This is a genomic window from Nocardioides sp., assembly GCF_035547795.1.
Classification (GTDB): Bacteria; Actinomycetota; Actinomycetes; order Propionibacteriales; family Nocardioidaceae; genus Nocardioides.
The window spans coordinates 1-15,552 of the sequence record NZ_DASZUF010000104.1 but is presented as its reverse complement, the minus strand read 5'-3'; the positions used below and the strand labels follow the sequence as shown (position 1 = coordinate 15,552).

General features: G+C 68.3%; 17 protein-coding genes. 16 read left to right on the top strand and 1 reads right to left on the bottom strand.

Annotation, left to right across the window (positions count from 1 at the left end):
• The 3 genes from nusG to rplA all read left to right on the top strand — a co-directional run.
• Nucleotides 1-497, top strand: a 497-nt coding sequence (nusG, locus tag VHA72_RS07285; protein WP_325573781.1) for a transcription termination/antitermination protein NusG, incomplete at its 5' end; no start/stop codon positions are given.
• A gap of 60 nt (nucleotides 498-557) precedes the next feature.
• Nucleotides 558-989, top strand: coding sequence for a 50S ribosomal protein L11 (gene rplK / locus VHA72_RS07280; protein WP_325573780.1), 432 nt, complete (start codon nucleotides 558-560; stop codon nucleotides 987-989).
• A 62-nt stretch (nucleotides 990-1,051) separates the two neighbouring features.
• The gene (rplA, locus tag VHA72_RS07275) at nucleotides 1,052-1,798 is read left to right on the top strand and encodes a 50S ribosomal protein L1 (protein WP_325573779.1); all 747 of its coding nucleotides are present in this window, start codon (nucleotides 1,052-1,054) and stop codon (nucleotides 1,796-1,798) included.
• 116 nt (nucleotides 1,799-1,914) lie between these two features.
• On the opposite strand, the gene VHA72_RS07270 is transcribed toward rplA, so the two are convergent.
• The gene (locus VHA72_RS07270) at nucleotides 1,915-2,814 is read right to left on the bottom strand and encodes a hypothetical protein (protein WP_325573778.1); all 900 of its coding nucleotides are present in this window, start codon (nucleotides 2,812-2,814) and stop codon (nucleotides 1,915-1,917) included.
• Between the two features lie 433 nt (nucleotides 2,815-3,247).
• On the opposite strand from VHA72_RS07270, the gene rplJ reads away from it, so the two are divergent.
• The 13 genes from rplJ to VHA72_RS07205 all read left to right on the top strand — a co-directional run.
• Nucleotides 3,248-3,826: a 50S ribosomal protein L10 gene (gene rplJ / locus VHA72_RS07265; protein WP_325573777.1), complete on the top strand. Its 579-nt coding sequence runs from the start codon at nucleotides 3,248-3,250 to the stop codon at nucleotides 3,824-3,826.
• An 85-nt stretch (nucleotides 3,827-3,911) separates the two neighbouring features.
• The gene (gene rplL / locus VHA72_RS07260) at nucleotides 3,912-4,304 is read left to right on the top strand and encodes a 50S ribosomal protein L7/L12 (RefSeq protein WP_325573776.1); all 393 of its coding nucleotides are present in this window, start codon (nucleotides 3,912-3,914) and stop codon (nucleotides 4,302-4,304) included.
• A 230-nt stretch (nucleotides 4,305-4,534) separates the two neighbouring features.
• Complete coding sequence (locus VHA72_RS07255; RefSeq protein WP_325573775.1) at nucleotides 4,535-5,494, top strand: ABC transporter ATP-binding protein; 960 nt, start codon at nucleotides 4,535-4,537, stop codon at nucleotides 5,492-5,494.
• Nucleotides 5,494-6,279, top strand: a complete 786-nt coding sequence (locus VHA72_RS07250) for an MlaE family ABC transporter permease (protein WP_325573774.1) — start codon at nucleotides 5,494-5,496, stop codon at nucleotides 6,277-6,279. Before VHA72_RS07255 ends, VHA72_RS07250 begins: the two co-directional genes overlap by 1 nt.
• 5 nt (nucleotides 6,280-6,284) lie before the next feature.
• Nucleotides 6,285-7,103, top strand: coding sequence for an MlaE family ABC transporter permease (locus VHA72_RS07245; protein ID WP_325573773.1), 819 nt, complete (start codon nucleotides 6,285-6,287; stop codon nucleotides 7,101-7,103).
• Nucleotides 7,103-8,410, top strand: coding sequence for an MCE family protein (locus VHA72_RS07240; protein WP_325573772.1), 1,308 nt, complete (start codon nucleotides 7,103-7,105; stop codon nucleotides 8,408-8,410). Before VHA72_RS07245 ends, VHA72_RS07240 begins: the two co-directional genes overlap by 1 nt.
• Complete coding sequence (locus tag VHA72_RS07235) at nucleotides 8,407-9,441, top strand: MCE family protein (protein WP_325573771.1); 1,035 nt, start codon at nucleotides 8,407-8,409, stop codon at nucleotides 9,439-9,441. The genes VHA72_RS07240 and VHA72_RS07235 overlap by 4 nt, the downstream gene beginning before the upstream one ends.
• A 67-nt stretch (nucleotides 9,442-9,508) precedes the next feature.
• Nucleotides 9,509-10,474 (top strand): MCE family protein, encoded by a 966-nt coding sequence (locus VHA72_RS07230; RefSeq protein ID WP_325573770.1) that lies wholly within the window; start codon nucleotides 9,509-9,511, stop codon nucleotides 10,472-10,474.
• Nucleotides 10,471-11,619 (top strand): MCE family protein, encoded by a 1,149-nt coding sequence (locus VHA72_RS07225; RefSeq protein ID WP_325573769.1) that lies wholly within the window; start codon nucleotides 10,471-10,473, stop codon nucleotides 11,617-11,619. The genes VHA72_RS07230 and VHA72_RS07225 overlap by 4 nt, the downstream gene beginning before the upstream one ends.
• Entirely contained in the window at nucleotides 11,616-13,139 is a 1,524-nt protein-coding gene (locus tag VHA72_RS07220; RefSeq protein WP_325573768.1) for an MCE family protein, read from the top strand. Before VHA72_RS07225 ends, VHA72_RS07220 begins: the two co-directional genes overlap by 4 nt.
• Nucleotides 13,136-14,374 carry an MCE family protein gene (locus VHA72_RS07215; RefSeq protein WP_325573767.1) on the top strand — a complete coding sequence of 413 codons (1,239 nt, stop codon included), beginning with the start codon at nucleotides 13,136-13,138 and terminating at the stop codon, nucleotides 14,372-14,374. The genes VHA72_RS07220 and VHA72_RS07215 overlap by 4 nt, the downstream gene beginning before the upstream one ends.
• Nucleotides 14,371-15,042 (top strand): hypothetical protein, encoded by a 672-nt coding sequence (locus tag VHA72_RS07210; protein WP_325573766.1) that lies wholly within the window; start codon nucleotides 14,371-14,373, stop codon nucleotides 15,040-15,042. The genes VHA72_RS07215 and VHA72_RS07210 overlap by 4 nt, the downstream gene beginning before the upstream one ends.
• Before the next feature lie 8 nt (nucleotides 15,043-15,050).
• A partial coding sequence (locus tag VHA72_RS07205) for a J domain-containing protein (RefSeq protein WP_325573765.1) occupies nucleotides 15,051-15,552 on the top strand: 502 nt, incomplete at its 3' end.

Genomic DNA, 15,552 nt, shown 5'->3' with positions numbered 1-15,552 from the left:
ACTACATTCACGAGATCGTGGTCCCCACCGAAGAGGTCGCGGAGATCAAGAACGGCCAGCGCAAGATGGTCAAGCGGACCGTCCTGCCCGGCTACGTGCTGGTCCGGATGGATCTCACCGACGAGTCGTGGTCGGCCGTCCGGCACACCCCGTCGGTGACCGGCTTTGTCGGCCACAGCCATCAGCCCGTGCCGCTGTCGATGACCGAGGTCGAGAACATGCTCGCCCCTGCGGTCGTGGCCGCCGCCGAGGCCGAGGCCGCTGCGGCCGGTCAGCCGGCCCCCGCGGGCGGCGTCGCCACCCAGACCAAGAAGCCGGTCGAGGTGGCCGACTTCGGCGAGGGCGACTCGGTGATGGTGGTCGACGGCCCGTTCGCCACGCTCCACGCGACGATCACCGAGATCAACGCGGAGTCCCAGAGGGTCAAGGCCCTCGTCGAGATCTTCGGCCGGGAGACCCCGGTCGAGCTGAGCTTCAGCCAGATCCAGAAGGTCTGAGGCTCACCAGGTGGCAGGGGCATCCGCCCCGTCATGACCACGGAGAGAAAGAGATAGAGCATGCCCCCGAAGAAGAAGATCGCCGCGCTGGTCAAGGTGCAGCTGCAGGCCGGTGCCGCGACGCCGGCCCCGCCGGTCGGTACGGCGCTGGGCCCGCACGGCGTCAACATCATGGACTTCTGCAAGGCGTACAACGCCCAGACCGAGTCCATGCGCGGCAACGTGATCCCGGTCGAGATCACGATCTACGAGGACCGCAGCTTCACCTTCATCACCAAGACCCCGCCGGCCGCCGAGCTGATCAAGAAGGCCGCCGGTCTGGCGAAGGGCTCGAGCGTCCCGCATAAGGACAAGGTCGGCAAGCTGACCAAGGACCAGGTGCGCGAGATCGCCAACACCAAGATGCCCGACCTGAACGCCAACGACATCGACGCCGCCATGAAGATCGTGGAGGGCACTGCCCGCTCCATGGGCGTCACCGTCGAGGCCTGACCGATCGTGGGAGAGCCGCGCTGGCTCGCTAACCACAGCTCCTGAGAGAACAGAGGAACATCATGCAGCGCAGCAAGACCTACCGCGCGGCGGCCGAGACCTTCGACAAGAACGAGGTCTACGCCCCGCTCGAGGCGATCAAGATCGCCAAGAACGCGTCCAAGAAGAAGTTCGACGAGACCGTCGACGTCGTCATGCGCCTGGGCGTCGACCCGCGCAAGGCCGACCAGATGGTCCGCGGCACCGTGAACCTCCCGCACGGCACCGGCAAGACCGCCCGGGTGCTCGTCTTCGCGAACGCCGACAAGGCCGAGGCCGCCCGTGAGGCCGGCGCCGACTTCGTCGGCGGCGACGAGCTCATCGAGAAGGTGGCCGGTGGCTGGCTGGACTTCGACGCCGTCGTGGCGACCCCGGACATGATGGGCAAGGTCGGTCGTCTCGGCCGCGTGCTCGGTCCGCGTTCGCTCATGCCGAACCCGAAGACCGGCACCGTCACCCCGGACGTGGCCAAGGCCGTGTCCGACATCAAGGGCGGCAAGATCGAGTTCCGGGTGGACCGGCACGCCAACCTGCACTTCATCATCGGCAAGGCCTCCTTCTCCGAGAGCCAGCTGGCAGAGAACTACGCCGCCGCGCTGGAGGAGGTCCTGCGTCTGAAGCCGGCCAGCTCCAAGGGCCGCTACGTCAAGAAGGTCACCGTCTCCACGACCATGGGCCCCGGCGTCCAGGTCGACCCCAACCGCACCCGCAACGTCGCGGTCGAGGACGAGGCCTTCGCCTTTTTCTTGGGCCGACTGTCTGCCGGCTGACTGTCTGGGAACAACTGGCTAGCTAGCCAGTTTGTTGCCGAAGGCACGCGCGACCCTCCGCTCTCGGAAAAACTGGCTAGCGAGGCCCGGCCCGGCGGCCGAATCCGTCGGTATCTCTAGCCAGTTTTCTCCGAGCCCCATCCGCGCGGCCGGAGCGGCGAGGACGGCTGCCGCGCCCGCGGCAGCGACAGCCGTTCGGCCAGCCGAAGTCGGCCGAGCGGGCTGAAGCAGGACTCGTTCCACAGCGCCCACCACGGCTCGAGCATCTCCATGCTGAATGGTCGGCCCAGCGTGGCGCATGCCTCCTGGATGATCTCGCTGCCCCGGGCGACGTCGTCGATCGTGTAGCCACGCCGGGTGATGCCGGCAGCTGCGAGTCGCCGCCCGCGACGAAGGTCATGCCGCTGACGGGCGACCTCGAGGTGCTCGTCGCCGTCGTACTCATGGATCGTGGTGGTCCCGATCAACCACAGATCGCCGCGCGCGACGAACCGACCCAGATGCCGGAACTCGCGCTGCGGCTCGACCGCGATCCCGCTGACCGTGTGCAGGACCCGCATCGCCGACTCCATCGCCGACTCCGAGCGAGCGTCGCACAGGTCGATCGCCTGTCGCAGCCGCGGCGCCCCGCGACGACGCTCCCGGGCGATCGCGGCGACCTCTGCCACGGAGATGTCACCGGCATGCAGAGAGCTATCGAGGAGTACGACGAGGTCGAGCAGCGCGAGGTCGATCGCACAGGTCACCAGGGTCTCGGCCGGAATGGCCAGCCGGAGCCCGTCGTACTCCTTGGACGTCGGGATCGCCCGACCGCGGATCACCCGGAACCCGGAGCGCCGGGTCGCATACTGCGACTGGATCTGTGCGACCCAGATCGGGAGGTCATCCGGGAGTTGCGGAAGCCACCAACCACGCACGATGGCGCTGCTGAGGTGGGTGAAGCATGCGGTCGGCCGCAGCACGGACACCGAACGTCGGAGCCGTGCCGCGGTCGCCTCACGATCGGGCAGTGCCATGCCTCGACACTCCGCCGGGCCGGGGCTCGGCTCCACCGGGTGCACGGCCGCTGTGGATGGACCGCTCGCGAAGGCCGTCTGTGGACGGAATGTGGCGTGGTCCGGCTGTCGGACAACTGGCTAGCAGAACGGCGGTTGGGGCCAGCCACAGGCCACCTTGCTAGCCAGTTGTTCCAAGACAGCCCGGGCCCACTAGCCAGTTTCTCCGAGCCCCAGCCGCGCGGCCGGAGCGCGATTTGGCGCAACGCCGCTCGGCCCCCATACTTGACGAGTAACCAGAGACCGCCGGTTGTCGGGAGACCGATCGAAGGCGCCGCGAGAGCGGACGGCCAGCGTAGGTGACAGAGCATGAGTCTTCACGCCCTGAGCCTGCGCTCGGGGCGTTCGTCATCTCCGGGGTCGGGCGGGATCGACACACGGAAGAAGGAGACCCATGGCGCGGGCAGACAAGCAGGCCGCCGTTGCCGAGATCGCTGACGAGTTCAGCGCCTCGACCGGTGCCGTGCTGACCGAGTACCGCGGTCTCACCGTGAAGGAGCTGAAGGACCTCCGACGCTCCCTCGGTGCGAACGCCAACTACGCCGTGGTCAAGAACACGCTGGCCAAGATCGCCGCCAAGGAGAGCGGCATCGAGGGCTTCGACGACCTGCTGACCGGTCCGACCGCGATCGCCTTCATCAAGGGCGACGTCGTCGAGGCGGCCAAGGGTCTGCGTGACTTTGCCAAGGCGAACCCGAACCTTGTCATCAAGGGCGGGGTCTACGAGGGCAAGCCCCTCGACGCGAAGGAGGTCGCCAAGCTGGCCGACCTCGAGTCGCGCGAGGTGCTCCTGGCCAAGCTGGCCGGCGCGATGACGGCGTCGCTCTCGCAGGCGCTCTACGCGTTCAACGCTCTCCCACAGAAGGCCGCGCAGCTCGCTGCCGCCCTCGGTGAGAAGGCCGCGAACGACCCCTCGATCCTCGCAGGTGGTGCGGCCCCGGCCGACGCCGCCGAGGAGACCACCGAGGCCTGATCACCCGACAGGGGCCTCGGAACACACCACCTGAAACCCGGCCTTCGGCGTACGTCGCAAGGCCAACCTGAAAGGACCAGCCATCATGGCGAAGCTCACCACCGACGAGCTGCTCGACGCGTTCAAGGAGCTCACCCTCATCGAGCTCTCCGAGTTCGTGAAGGCGTTCGAGGAGACCTTCGGCGTCACCGCCGCCGCTCCGGTTGCCGTTGCCGCTGCCCCTGCTGCCGGCGGTGCCGCCGGTGGCGAGGCCGACGCCGCCGCTCAGGACGAGTTCGACGTCGTCCTCGAGGCCGCCGGCGACAAGAAGATCAATGTCATCAAGGAGGTGCGCGGCCTGACCTCCCTCGGTCTGAAGGAGGCCAAGGACCTTGTCGAGGCCGCCCCGAAGACCCTTCTGGAGAAGGTCAACAAGGAGACCGCGGACAAGGCCAAGGAGGTCCTCGAGGCCGCCGGCGCCACCGTCACCCTCAAGTGACCCGCGCGGCCGCAGGCCGCTGACGCGTCGCAGGCATCGCGCCTGCACCGCCCGAGGGGCGATCACCAGCGATGGTGGTCGCCCCTCGGTGTCATTTCCCCCGGGCGGGTCGCGTGACGTGGGCCCCGCCAGGCCGTAACTTCGCTCACATAGCCGCGTTGTTACTGCGCAGTTGTCATTGCGCGGAGGGGCGAGGGGCCGCGCATCGATGGGAAGGACCGGACGCTCACATGGGTGTTGACATCAAGATCGAGCACTTGACCAAGAGCTTCGGCAAGCAGCTCATCTGGGGCGACGTGTCGCTGACCCTTCCCGCCGGCGAGATCTCGGTGATGCTGGGCCCATCCGGCACCGGCAAGTCCGTGCTGCTCAAGACCCTCATCGGGCTGCTGAAGCCCGACCACGGCTCGGTCATCATCGAGGGCACCGACATCTGCAACTGCTCGGAGAAGGACCTCTACGAGATCCGCAAGCTCTTCGGCGTGCTGTTCCAGGACGGCGCGATGTTCGGCTCGATGAACCTCTACGACAACGTCGCCTTCCCGCTGCGCGAGCACACCAAGAAGTCCGAGTCCGAGATCCGCAAGATCGTCATGGAGAAGATGGACCTGGTCGGTCTCATCGGCGCCGAGATGAAGCTGCCCGGCGAGATCTCCGGCGGTATGCGCAAGCGCGCCGGCCTGGCCCGCGGGCTCGTGCTGGATCCGGAGATCCTCCTCTTCGACGAGCCGGACTCCGGCCTGGACCCGGTGCGTACGGCGTTCCTCAACCAGTTGATCATCGACCTCAACGCGCAGATCGACGCGACGTTCCTGATCGTCACCCACGACATCAACACCGCCCGCACGGTGCCGGACAACATCGGCCTGCTCTACCACAAGCACCTGGCGATGTTCGGCCACCGCGAGATGCTGCTCTCCAGCGAGGAGCCGGTGGTGCGGCAGTTCCTCAACGCCCAGCGGGTCGGCCCCATCGGCATGTCGGAGGAGAAGGACGCCGACCAGCTGGCCGCCGAGAAGGACATGGACCTGCCGCCGCTGCCGCCGATCGCACTGCAGCTCGAACCGTCCAACGGCATCCCGCGCAAGAGCCAGCGCCCGCCGGGCGAGTGGTGCCGTGAGAACGGCGTGACCCCGCCCCCCGGATCGTTCCTGCCCGACTCGATCCTCGCCGGAGGAGCCGGGGCCTGATGTCCTCGCTGTCGGCCGCCAAGGTTCTGGCTCCGGTCGGTACGGCGGGCAAGCTCTTCGCGTTCGGACTCGATGTCTGTCGCGGACTGTTCAAGCGCCCGTTCCAGCTCCGTGAGTTCATCCAGCAGGCCTGGTTCATCGCCTCGGTGACCATCGTCCCCACCGCGCTGGTCGCGATCCCGTTCGGTGCCGTCATCGCGCTGCAGGTCGGCGGCCTGATCCAGCAGTTCGGCGCGCAGTCGTTCACCGGCTCCGCGTCGGTGCTCGCCGTGGTGCGCGAGGCGGGCCCGATCGCGACGGCGCTGCTGGTCGCCGGCGCCGGCGGCAGCGCCATCGCCGCCGACCTGGGCGCGCGCAAGATCCGCGAGGAGCTGGACGCGATGATGGTGCTGGGCATCGACCCGATCCAGCGCCTCGTCGTACCGCGGGTGCTGGCCTGCATGCTCGTCTCGGTCTTCCTCAACGGGCTGGTCAGCGTCGTGGGCGTCGCCGGTGGATACGTCTTCAACGTGATCCTCCAGCACGGTACGCCGGGCGCCTACCTGGCCAGCTTCACCGCGCTCGCGCAGATGGCCGACGTCTGGCAGGGGTTGGCGAAGGCGCTGATCTTCGGCCTCATCGCGGCGATCGTGGCCTCGTACAAGGGGATGAACGCCGGCGGCGGCCCCAAGGGCGTCGGCGATGCGGTCAACGAGTCGGTGGTCATCACGTTCATGCTGCTGTTCGTCGTCAACTTCGTGATGACGGCGATCTACTTCCAGCTCGTTCCGGCGAAGACGGGTTGAGGGCGATGGCGAACATCATCGAGAAGCCGCTGAAGACCCTCGACCACCTCGGCGAGGAGCTGTCGTTCTACATCCGGGCGCTGGCGTGGACGCCGCGCGCGGTGCGCCGCTACTTCAAGGAGATCCTGCGCATCCTGGGCGAGGTCACGCTGGGGTCGGGCTCGCTGGCGGTCATCGGCGGCACCGTGGGCGTCATCACCGCGATGACGTTCTTCACCGGCACCGAGGTCGGCCTGCAGGGGTACGCCGCGCTGAACCAGCTCGGCACCGCCGCCTTCTCCGGCTTCGTGAGCGCGTACTTCAACACCCGCGAGATCGCCCCGCTGGTGGCAGGAATCGCGCTGGCGGCCACGGTCGGCTGTGGCTTCACCGCGCAGCTGGGCGCGATGCGGATCTCGGAGGAGGTCGACGCCCTGGAGGTGATGGCGGTCCCGTCGCTGCCCTACCTGGTGACGACGCGCATCATCGGCGGCCTGATCGCGATCATCCCGCTCTACGTGCTGGGCCTGCTCTCGTCGTACTTCGCCACCCGGTTGACCGTGACCCTCTCCTACGGGCAGTCCACCGGCACCTACGACCACTACTTCAACGAGTTCCTGCCGCCGGGCGACGTGCTGTGGTCCTTCGGCAAGGTCCTGGTCTTCTCCGTGGTGGTGATCCTGATCCACTGCTACCACGGCTACAACGCTTCCGGCGGCCCCGCCGGCGTCGGCGTCGCGGTCGGCAAGGCGGTGCGCACCAGCATCGTCGCGGTCAGCGTGATCGACCTGTTCTTGTCGATGGCGATCTGGGGCGCCTCGACGACGGTGAGGCTGGCTGGCTGATGTCGTCGCTGCTGGCACGGCAGAGGTACCGGGCGCTGGGCATCGTGTTCCTGGCGCTGATCGTGCTCGCCGTCTACCTCGTCTACGCGGTCTTCACCCAGAAGTTCAGCCGCTTCGACAAGGTCACCCTCGACACCGACACGATCGGGCTGCAGCTGCCCGACCGCGCCGACGTGAAGATCCGGGGCGTCCTGGTCGGGGAGGTGCTGGGCTTCAAGGCCACCGCGCAGGGCGCGCAGGTCACGCTCGGGATCAAGCCGGACCAGATGCACATCATCCCGGCCAACGTCACCGGCGCGATCCTGCCCAAGACCCTCTTCGGCGAGAAGTACGTCGCCCTCGACGTGCCGGCCCAGCCCTCCGACCAGTCGCTGCGCAGCGGCGCCACCATCACCAAGACGGCGGTCTCGACCGAGGTGGAGAAGGTGCTCTCCGACATCTATCCGCTGCTGCAGTCGATCCAGCCGGCGCAGCTCAACCAGACCCTGAACGCGCTGGCGACGGCGCTCGACGGCCGCGGCACCGAGCTCGGGCAGTCGCTGGTCACCCTCGACGGCTACCTGAAGAAGATCAACCCGCAGGTGCCGCTGCTGGTCGACGACCTCAAGCAGACCGCGAAGGTCGCCGACACCTACAACGACGTGCTGCCGCAGGTGGCCGACATCCTGCGCAACACCATCACCACCGCCGGCACCCTGGAGGACCGCTCGACGCAGCTGCACGACCTGCTCACCAGCGTGACCGGGTTCTCCAACACCGCCAACGCGTTCCTGGCCGCCAACGGCGACAACCTGATCCAGCTCGGCCAGGTCAGCGAGCCGGTGGTCGGCACGCTGGCCCGCTACTCCCCGGAGTTCCCCTGCCTGCTGGGCGGGATGGACAACCTCGGCCAGCTGGAGACCAGCGCGTTCCGCAACATGACGCTGCACATCGACCTGGTCACCATCCCGCGTCAGCCGCGCGCCTACAACACCAGCGATGTGCCGAGGTTCACCGACGATCGAGGTCCGGCCTGCGGCCACCTGCCCAACCCGCCGTGGACACCGAGCCACCCGCTCAAGACCGTCCCGAACCTCGCCGACGGCGTCAACACCCCGACCGGCAAGGGCACCGACCGTGCGCCGGTCGGCACTACCGGCGGCCAGGTCAGTGACGGCGCCCTCGGGTACGCCGGCAGCCCGGCCGAGACCAAGGTGCTCGACGCGCTGCTCGCCCCGCAGCTGGGCGTGCAGCCCTCCGCCGTACCAGACCTCGGCGGCCTGCTGGTCGGGCCGATGGCCAGGGGAGCGACGGTGAGCATGCGATGAAGCTCTTCGACAGGCGAACCAACGCCGACCTGCTCAAGCTGGTCGTCTTCATCGTGTTCACGGCGCTGTGCACCGGCGTGCTCGTGCTGGTGATCGGCAATGTCAGCTTCGGCGGCTCGCAGCAGTACAAGGCCGAGTTCGTCGACGCCACCGGGGTGAACAAGGGCGACGACGTCCGCATCGCCGGGGTGAAGGTCGGCACCGTGAAGAAGATCCAGATCGTCGATCGCAGCCGCGCCCTGATCACCTTCTCGGTCGCGGACGGTACGCCGCTGGACGCGGCCACCCACGCCTCGATCAAGTACCGCAACCTGGTCGGCCAGCGCTATCTCGCCCTCACCGACGAGATCGGGAACGGCGCCGAGCTCAAGCCGGGTGCCACCATCCCGGTCAGCCGGACCAGCCCGGCACTGGACCTGACCGTGCTGTTCAACGGGTTCAAGCCGCTCTTCCAGGCGCTCTCGCCGAACGACATCAACACCCTGTCCTACGAGATCGTGCAGGTCTTCCAGGGCGAGGGCGGCACCCTCGACGACCTGCTGGCCCACACCGCCTCGCTGACCCAGACGCTGGCCGACCGGGACCAGGTGATCGACTCCCTCATCGACAACCTCAACGACGTGCTCGTCCACGTCGGCGACCGCGACCAGCAGCTGACCCAGCTGATCACCACCTACCAGACGTTCGTGCACGACATCGACCAGGACAAGAAGCCGATCCTCGACTCGCTCGACCAGATCTCGGCGCTGTCCACCCAGACCGCCGACCTCGTCCAGGGCATCCGCTCGCCGTTCGTCGAGGACATCAAGCAGCTCAAGACGTTCGCAGGGCAGGTCGCCTCGCAGAAGTCACAGTTGGACGACGAGCTGCAGATCGAGCCGATCAAGCTCAACAAGATCGGTGCGACCGCGACCTACGGCTCCTGGTTCAACTTCTTCCTGTGCGGCTTCCACGGCAACGTCAAGCTGCCCGGCAACGTCAAGATCCCGGTGAACTACACCACGCAGGCAGCGAGGTGTGACCTCGGATGACCACCCCACTCGATTCCTCGCTCCCCCGCTTCGCTCCGCCGCGAACAATCGATCGGGGGCCCCGGAGATGAAGCCCTTCCGCGAGCGCAACCCTGTCAAGATCGGCGCCGTCTCCATCGCGGTGATCGCGCTGGTCGTCCTGGCCGCCTTCAAGGCCGACAGCCTGCCGCTGATCGGCGGCGGCACCGCCTACTCCGCCGACTTCAGCGAGGCCGGCGGGCTCAAGGCCGGCGACGCCGTCCGGATCGCCGGCGTGCGGGTCGGCAAGGTGTCCAAGATCGGGCTCGACGACGGCCACGTGAAGGTCGACTTCAAGGTCAAGACCGACTCGAAGTTCGGCACCCAGACGCACGCCGCGATCAAGGTGCAGACGCTGCTGGGGCAGATGTATCTCGAGCTCCAGCCGGCCGGTGGCGGCCAGCTGGCCAAGGGCTCCGAGATCCCGGTCAGCCGGACCACCTCGCCGTACGACGTCGTCCAGGCGTTCTCGGGGCTGGCCAACACCGCCGGTCAGATCGACACCAACCAGCTGGCCAACGCGCTGACCACCATCGCCGACCTGACCCGGACGACCCCGAAGTCCTTCCAGGCCGCGCTCACCGGCGTGGCGGCGCTGTCCAAGAACGTCGCCGCCAAGGACCAGCGGATCAACACCCTGCTGCAGAACCTGGACAAGGTCACCGGCGTGCTCGACCAGCGCGACCAGGACATCGTCTCGCTGATGAAGGACTCGGCGTCGCTGTTCACCGCGCTGGAGGCGAAGCGGGACGCGATCCACAACCTGCTGACCTCGACCACGACGCTGTCCCAGCAGCTCACCAAGCTGATCGACGACAGCCGCGCCGACCTCAAGCCGGCGCTGGCCAGCCTGCAGACCGTGCTCGGGGTGTTCAACAAGAACGAGGACAACCTGGACACCACGCTGCGACTGATGGCGCCGTTCTACCGCGACTTCTCGCAGGTGCTCGGCAACGGCCCGTGGTTCGACAACTACATCCAGAACCTCCCGCCGATCCCGGGGAGTGGCTCATGACGACGCTGCGACGCTGGATCGCCCCGCTGGTGATCGCCGTGCTGGTGCTGGCCGCCGGCCTGACCGTGCTGCTCGACCAGGGCGGCCAGAAGACGCTGACCGCGCACTTCCCGCGCGCGGTCTCCATCTACCAGGGCAGCGACGTGCGGGTCCTCGGCGTACCGGTGGGGAAGGTCGACAAGGTCACCCCCGACGGGACCGACGTGATCGTGACCATGCACTACGACAAGGACGTCAAGATCCCGGCCGACGCACAGGCGGTGATCGTGGCGCCCTCGATCGTGGGCGACAGGTACGTGCAGCTGACCCCGGCGTACACGAAGGGGAAGGTGCTGGCGGACGGAGCGGTGCTGCAGACCGACCGCACCGCGGTGCCGCTCGAGCTCGACCAGATCTACGGCAGCCTCGACCAGCTGGTCTCCGCGCTCGGACCCAATGGCGCGAACAAGGACGGCGCGCTCTCGGACCTGCTCGAGCAGACCGCCGCCAACTTCGGCGGCCAGGGCGCCCAGGTGCACCAGACCATCGGCGACCTGTCGAAGCTGACCAAGACGCTGGACGACAACAAGGACGCGCTGTTCGGCTCGGCCGGCCAGCTGGAGACGTTCGTCAACACGCTGGCCAAGAACGACAGCACCGTGCGCGACTTCACCAACAGCCTCTCCGGCGTCTCCCAGATGCTCTCCAGCGAGCGCACCGACCTGTCCAGCTCGCTGCACAACCTGCAGGTGGCGCTGGGCAACGTGGCCACGTTCGTGCGAGACAACAAGCAGGCCCTGGGCAGCGACATCGACGGCCTCAACCGGGTACTCCAGGTCGTGGTCAAGGACCGCGACGCGCTCAACGAGACGCTGACCGCCGCGCCGGTGGCGCTCTCCAACCTCTACCTGGCCTACAACCCCGACGCCGCGACGCTGGACACCAACGCCAACCTCGGCCACCTCGCCGAGCAGCTGGTCACCAACCCGTCGCAGGTGCTGTGCACGCTCACCGAGCAGATGCCGCAGGGCAAGAGCCTGTGCGACCTGGTGGACAAGATCCTGCCGCGCAGCGGCGTCTTCGCGGCCGGCACCGGCTCGGCGTACGGCGCCAAGTCCGACCCGACCCTGGGCGGCCTGGTGCCCGCGACGGGAGGTGCCCGATGAAGGCGAAGCCCCAGGGGAGCGCAGCGACCGACTGGAAGAGATTGGTCGTACTGCTGCTCGCCGGCTGCCTGCTCCTGGGCGGCTGCGGGTTCTCGGTCTACAGCCTGCCACTGCCCGGCGGCGCCAGCACCGGCAAGGACCCGCTGACGCTGCACGTGCAGTTCGCCGACGTGCTGGACCTCGTGCCCGACTCGACGGTCAAGGTCAACGACGTCACCGTCGGCAAGGTCACCAAGATCGCGCTGCAGAAGGGCGTCGCCGACGTCACCCTCGCGGTGCGCCGCGACACCAGGCTGCCCTCGAACGCCACCGCCGAGATCCAGCAGACCAGCCTGCTGGGGGAGAAGTTCGTGGCGCTGGAGTCGCCGAGCCAGCCCAGCTCCACGCTGATGAAGAACGGTGACACCATCCCGCTGGCGCGCACCGGCGCCAACCCGGAGGTCGAGGAGGTGCTCGGCGCGCTGAGCCTGATCCTCAACGGCGGCGGCGTGGCACAGCTCAAGACGATCACCACCGAGCTGGACAAGGCGCTGGCCGGTCACGAGGACGCCGCCAAGGACGTGCTCACCCAGGTCGACGCGCTCTCGAAGAACCTCGACGACCACAAGCAGGCCATCACCGACGCGCTCGACGCGGTGAACAAGCTCTCCGGCTCGGCGCGGGCGCAGGAGAAGACGATCGACGACACCCTCGACCAACTGCCCAGCGCACTGACCAGCATCGACGCCCAGCGCAAGGACCTGGTCACCATGCTGCAGGCGCTCAGCCAGCTCGGCGACACCGGCGTGCGGGTGATCAACGCGTCCAAGAAGGGCACGATCGACATCGTCCGCAACCTGCAGCCGATCCTGACCTCGCTGGCCAACTCCGGCGACCACTTCGTGCGGGCGTTCAACACGCTGCTGACCTACCCGTTCGTCGACGCCGCCGTCGGCGGCAACCCCCAGGTGGCCCGCAACCTGCACATGGGCGACTACGTCAACCTCGACGTCACCCTCAAGCTCGACCTCTCCTCGATGCTGTCGGGCGGTCTGACGTCGCTGGTGCCCAGCGCGATCAACCCGGTCAACGTCGTCAACGAGGTGCTCAAGTGCATCTCCAGCGGCAGCGTGACCAGCCAGGCCTGCATCGACGTACTCGCCTCGGCCAAGGCGCTGGCCACGCTCAAGACCGAGTGCCTCAAGTCGGCCAACTCCGGCACCGCGGTGTGCCAGGTGCTCAACATGATCGGGCTGCCCGACCTGAGCCCCATCCTGCCCAAGCAGCTCGCCCAGCTGCTGGCCAGCCTCACCGGCAGCGGCGCCGGCGCCGGCAACAACCCCACCGCCAGTCCCAGCGGCCTGCTCGGGCTCGGCGTGCTGGGGCTGCGCCAGGGCGCGCCCCGGGCGGCCGTCGAGATCCCGCTGCACACCGGGCCGAAGGGGCCGACGTACGGCCAGCTCGACGCGCTCTACGATCCGGGCCTGGTCAGCCTGCTGGTGCCCGGGCTCGACACCGACGCAACGGGGGCAGCCAAGTGATCACCCGTCGTACCCGCATCCAGCTGGCCGTCTTCGCGCTCATCACGCTGCTCGGCATCAGCTTCGTCGGTGCCCGCTACGCCCACCTGGACCGGCTGGTGCACAGCACCGACTACACCGTGGTGGCGCACTTCGCCGACTCCGGCGGCATCTACGCCGGCGGCGAGGTCTCCTACCGCGGCGTGAAGATCGGCCAGGTCGGCAAGCTGGTGCTGACCCACTCCGGCGTCGACGTGTACCTCGACATCGACAAGTCGCAGCAGGACATCCCGGCCGACACGCTCGCGGTGGTGGGCAACCGGTCCGCCGTCGGCGAGCAGTACGTCGAGCTGCAGCCCCAGACCAAGAAGGGGCCCTACCTGCACGACGGGTCGCAGATCGCCCAGCGCGACACCACCATCCCGATCTCCACCGACAAGCTGCTCACCGACGTGACCACCACCGTCGACTCGGTCGACCAACAGGCGCTGCAGACCACCCTGACCGAGCTCGGCACGGCGTTCGCCGGCACCGGCCAGGAGCTGCAGCAGATCCTCGACACCGGTACGTCGTTCATCGACACCGCCGACAAGAACTTCGACGTCACCACCGCGTTGCTCAAGGACGGCAACACGGTGCTCAAGACCCAGGTGGACAGTGAGAGCGCCATCCGCAGCTTCGCCGACGACCTGTCCCTGGTCAGCGACACCCTGGCGGCGTCCAACAAGGACATCGTCAAGCTGCTGGCCAACGGCACCGCCGGCGCGACCGAGCTCAAGTCCTTCCTGGACCAGAACGGCGTCAACCTCGGCCAGATCATCTCCGAGGGCCTCACCACCGGGCAGATCGTCGAGCAGCACCTGCCCGGCCTGCGCTACGTGCTGGTGGTCTACCCCTATGTCACCGAGGGTGGCTTCAGCGTGCTGGCGAAGAACGACGACGGCACCTACGACGCCCGCTTCGGCCTGATCCTGACCACCGCCGGCACCTGCGAGCAGGGCTATGAGTCCACCAAGCAGCGCCCGCCGCAGGACACCACGCCGCGCGACATGAACACCAAGGCCACCTGCACCGAGCCCGCCTCGAAGGGCAACGCCCGTGGTGCGCAGAACTACCATCAGCGTGCGGCGGCCGACTACCGCGCACCGGTGGCGACGTACGACACGACGACGGGGAAGCTGACCTGGAACGACGGGTCGAGCGATGCGCCCCAGGGGAAGGACGCCTGGCAGTGGCTCTACAGCACGACACGGTGACCGACGACGCGACCAGCGCGACGCCCACGGCCGGCTCCGCCCGGTTCCGCTGGGGCGTGCTGGCGGTGCTGGTGCTGCTCATCCTCGGCTCGCTCGGCTACCTCGGCTACCGGATCGCCGCCGACGGCACCGGGGGTGGCACGCACCGGCTGACCAGCGCGTTCTCGGCCGACGACACGCTGCAGCAGCAGCGCGACCAGGTGATGTCGCAGGCGCGGCAGTTCGCGCTGCGGATCAATACCTACGGGCCCGACCAGCTCGACGCCGGCAAGACCACGATGACCAAGTACAAGACCTCGGTCGAGCAGGTGGTCAGCGCCAAGTTCCGGGCCGACTTCGAGAGCAACGGCCTGCCGCTGGTCGAGGCCAGCGTCTCCCAGGCCGGGATCAAGCGGACCACGCAGGTGTACGCCGTCGGCGTGGCGGCGATCGACTCCGACACGGCGACCGCGATGGTGGCGGGTGCGTTCACCAACGCGATGCCGAAGAAGGCCGGCTCGACCAGGTACGTCGCCTCCGACCCCGAGCCCTACCGCTTCGAGGTCAGCCTGGTGAAGACCGGCGGGAAGTGGCTGGTCGACAACTTCACGCCGGTGGAGAAGGCCGACGACTCGAGCAGCGGCTCGGGCGGTGGCTCAGCGGGCTCGACCGGCGGGGTGGCACAGTGACTGTCACCATGAGCAGCCCCACCTGGTACGACCTGCTGGCCGTCGATCCCACCGCGAGCACCGAGGAGATCCGCGCGGCGTGGAAGAGCGCCATCGCCGATCTCGACCCGACCGACCGGCGCTTCGCCACCCTCTCCGAGGCCGCCGGGGTGCTGCTCGACCCCGAGCGCCGGCAGGCGTACGACGCCGAGCTGGCCGCTCAGGCCGCCGTGCAGGCCGAGGTGCAGGCCGAGTCCGAGCAGGCACCGGACACCGAGGTCGAGTCGGGGGATGAGCCCGCCGCGACGGTCGTCCCGGTCGTCGCGGCCGCCCCGGCACCCCGGCGCGCGCCGTACCTGCTGCCGGGCTGGCTGCTCGCGATGGTCGCCGTCCTCGCCGTGGCGGCGGTGGTGCTGGCCGGAGTGCTGGCCGGCCACCATCCCGGTAGCAAGGTGATCCAGGGCGAGGCGACGCTCTCCAGCGGCACCAAGGTCACCGACATCGAGCAGAGCGCGGCCGACGCCGTGGCCG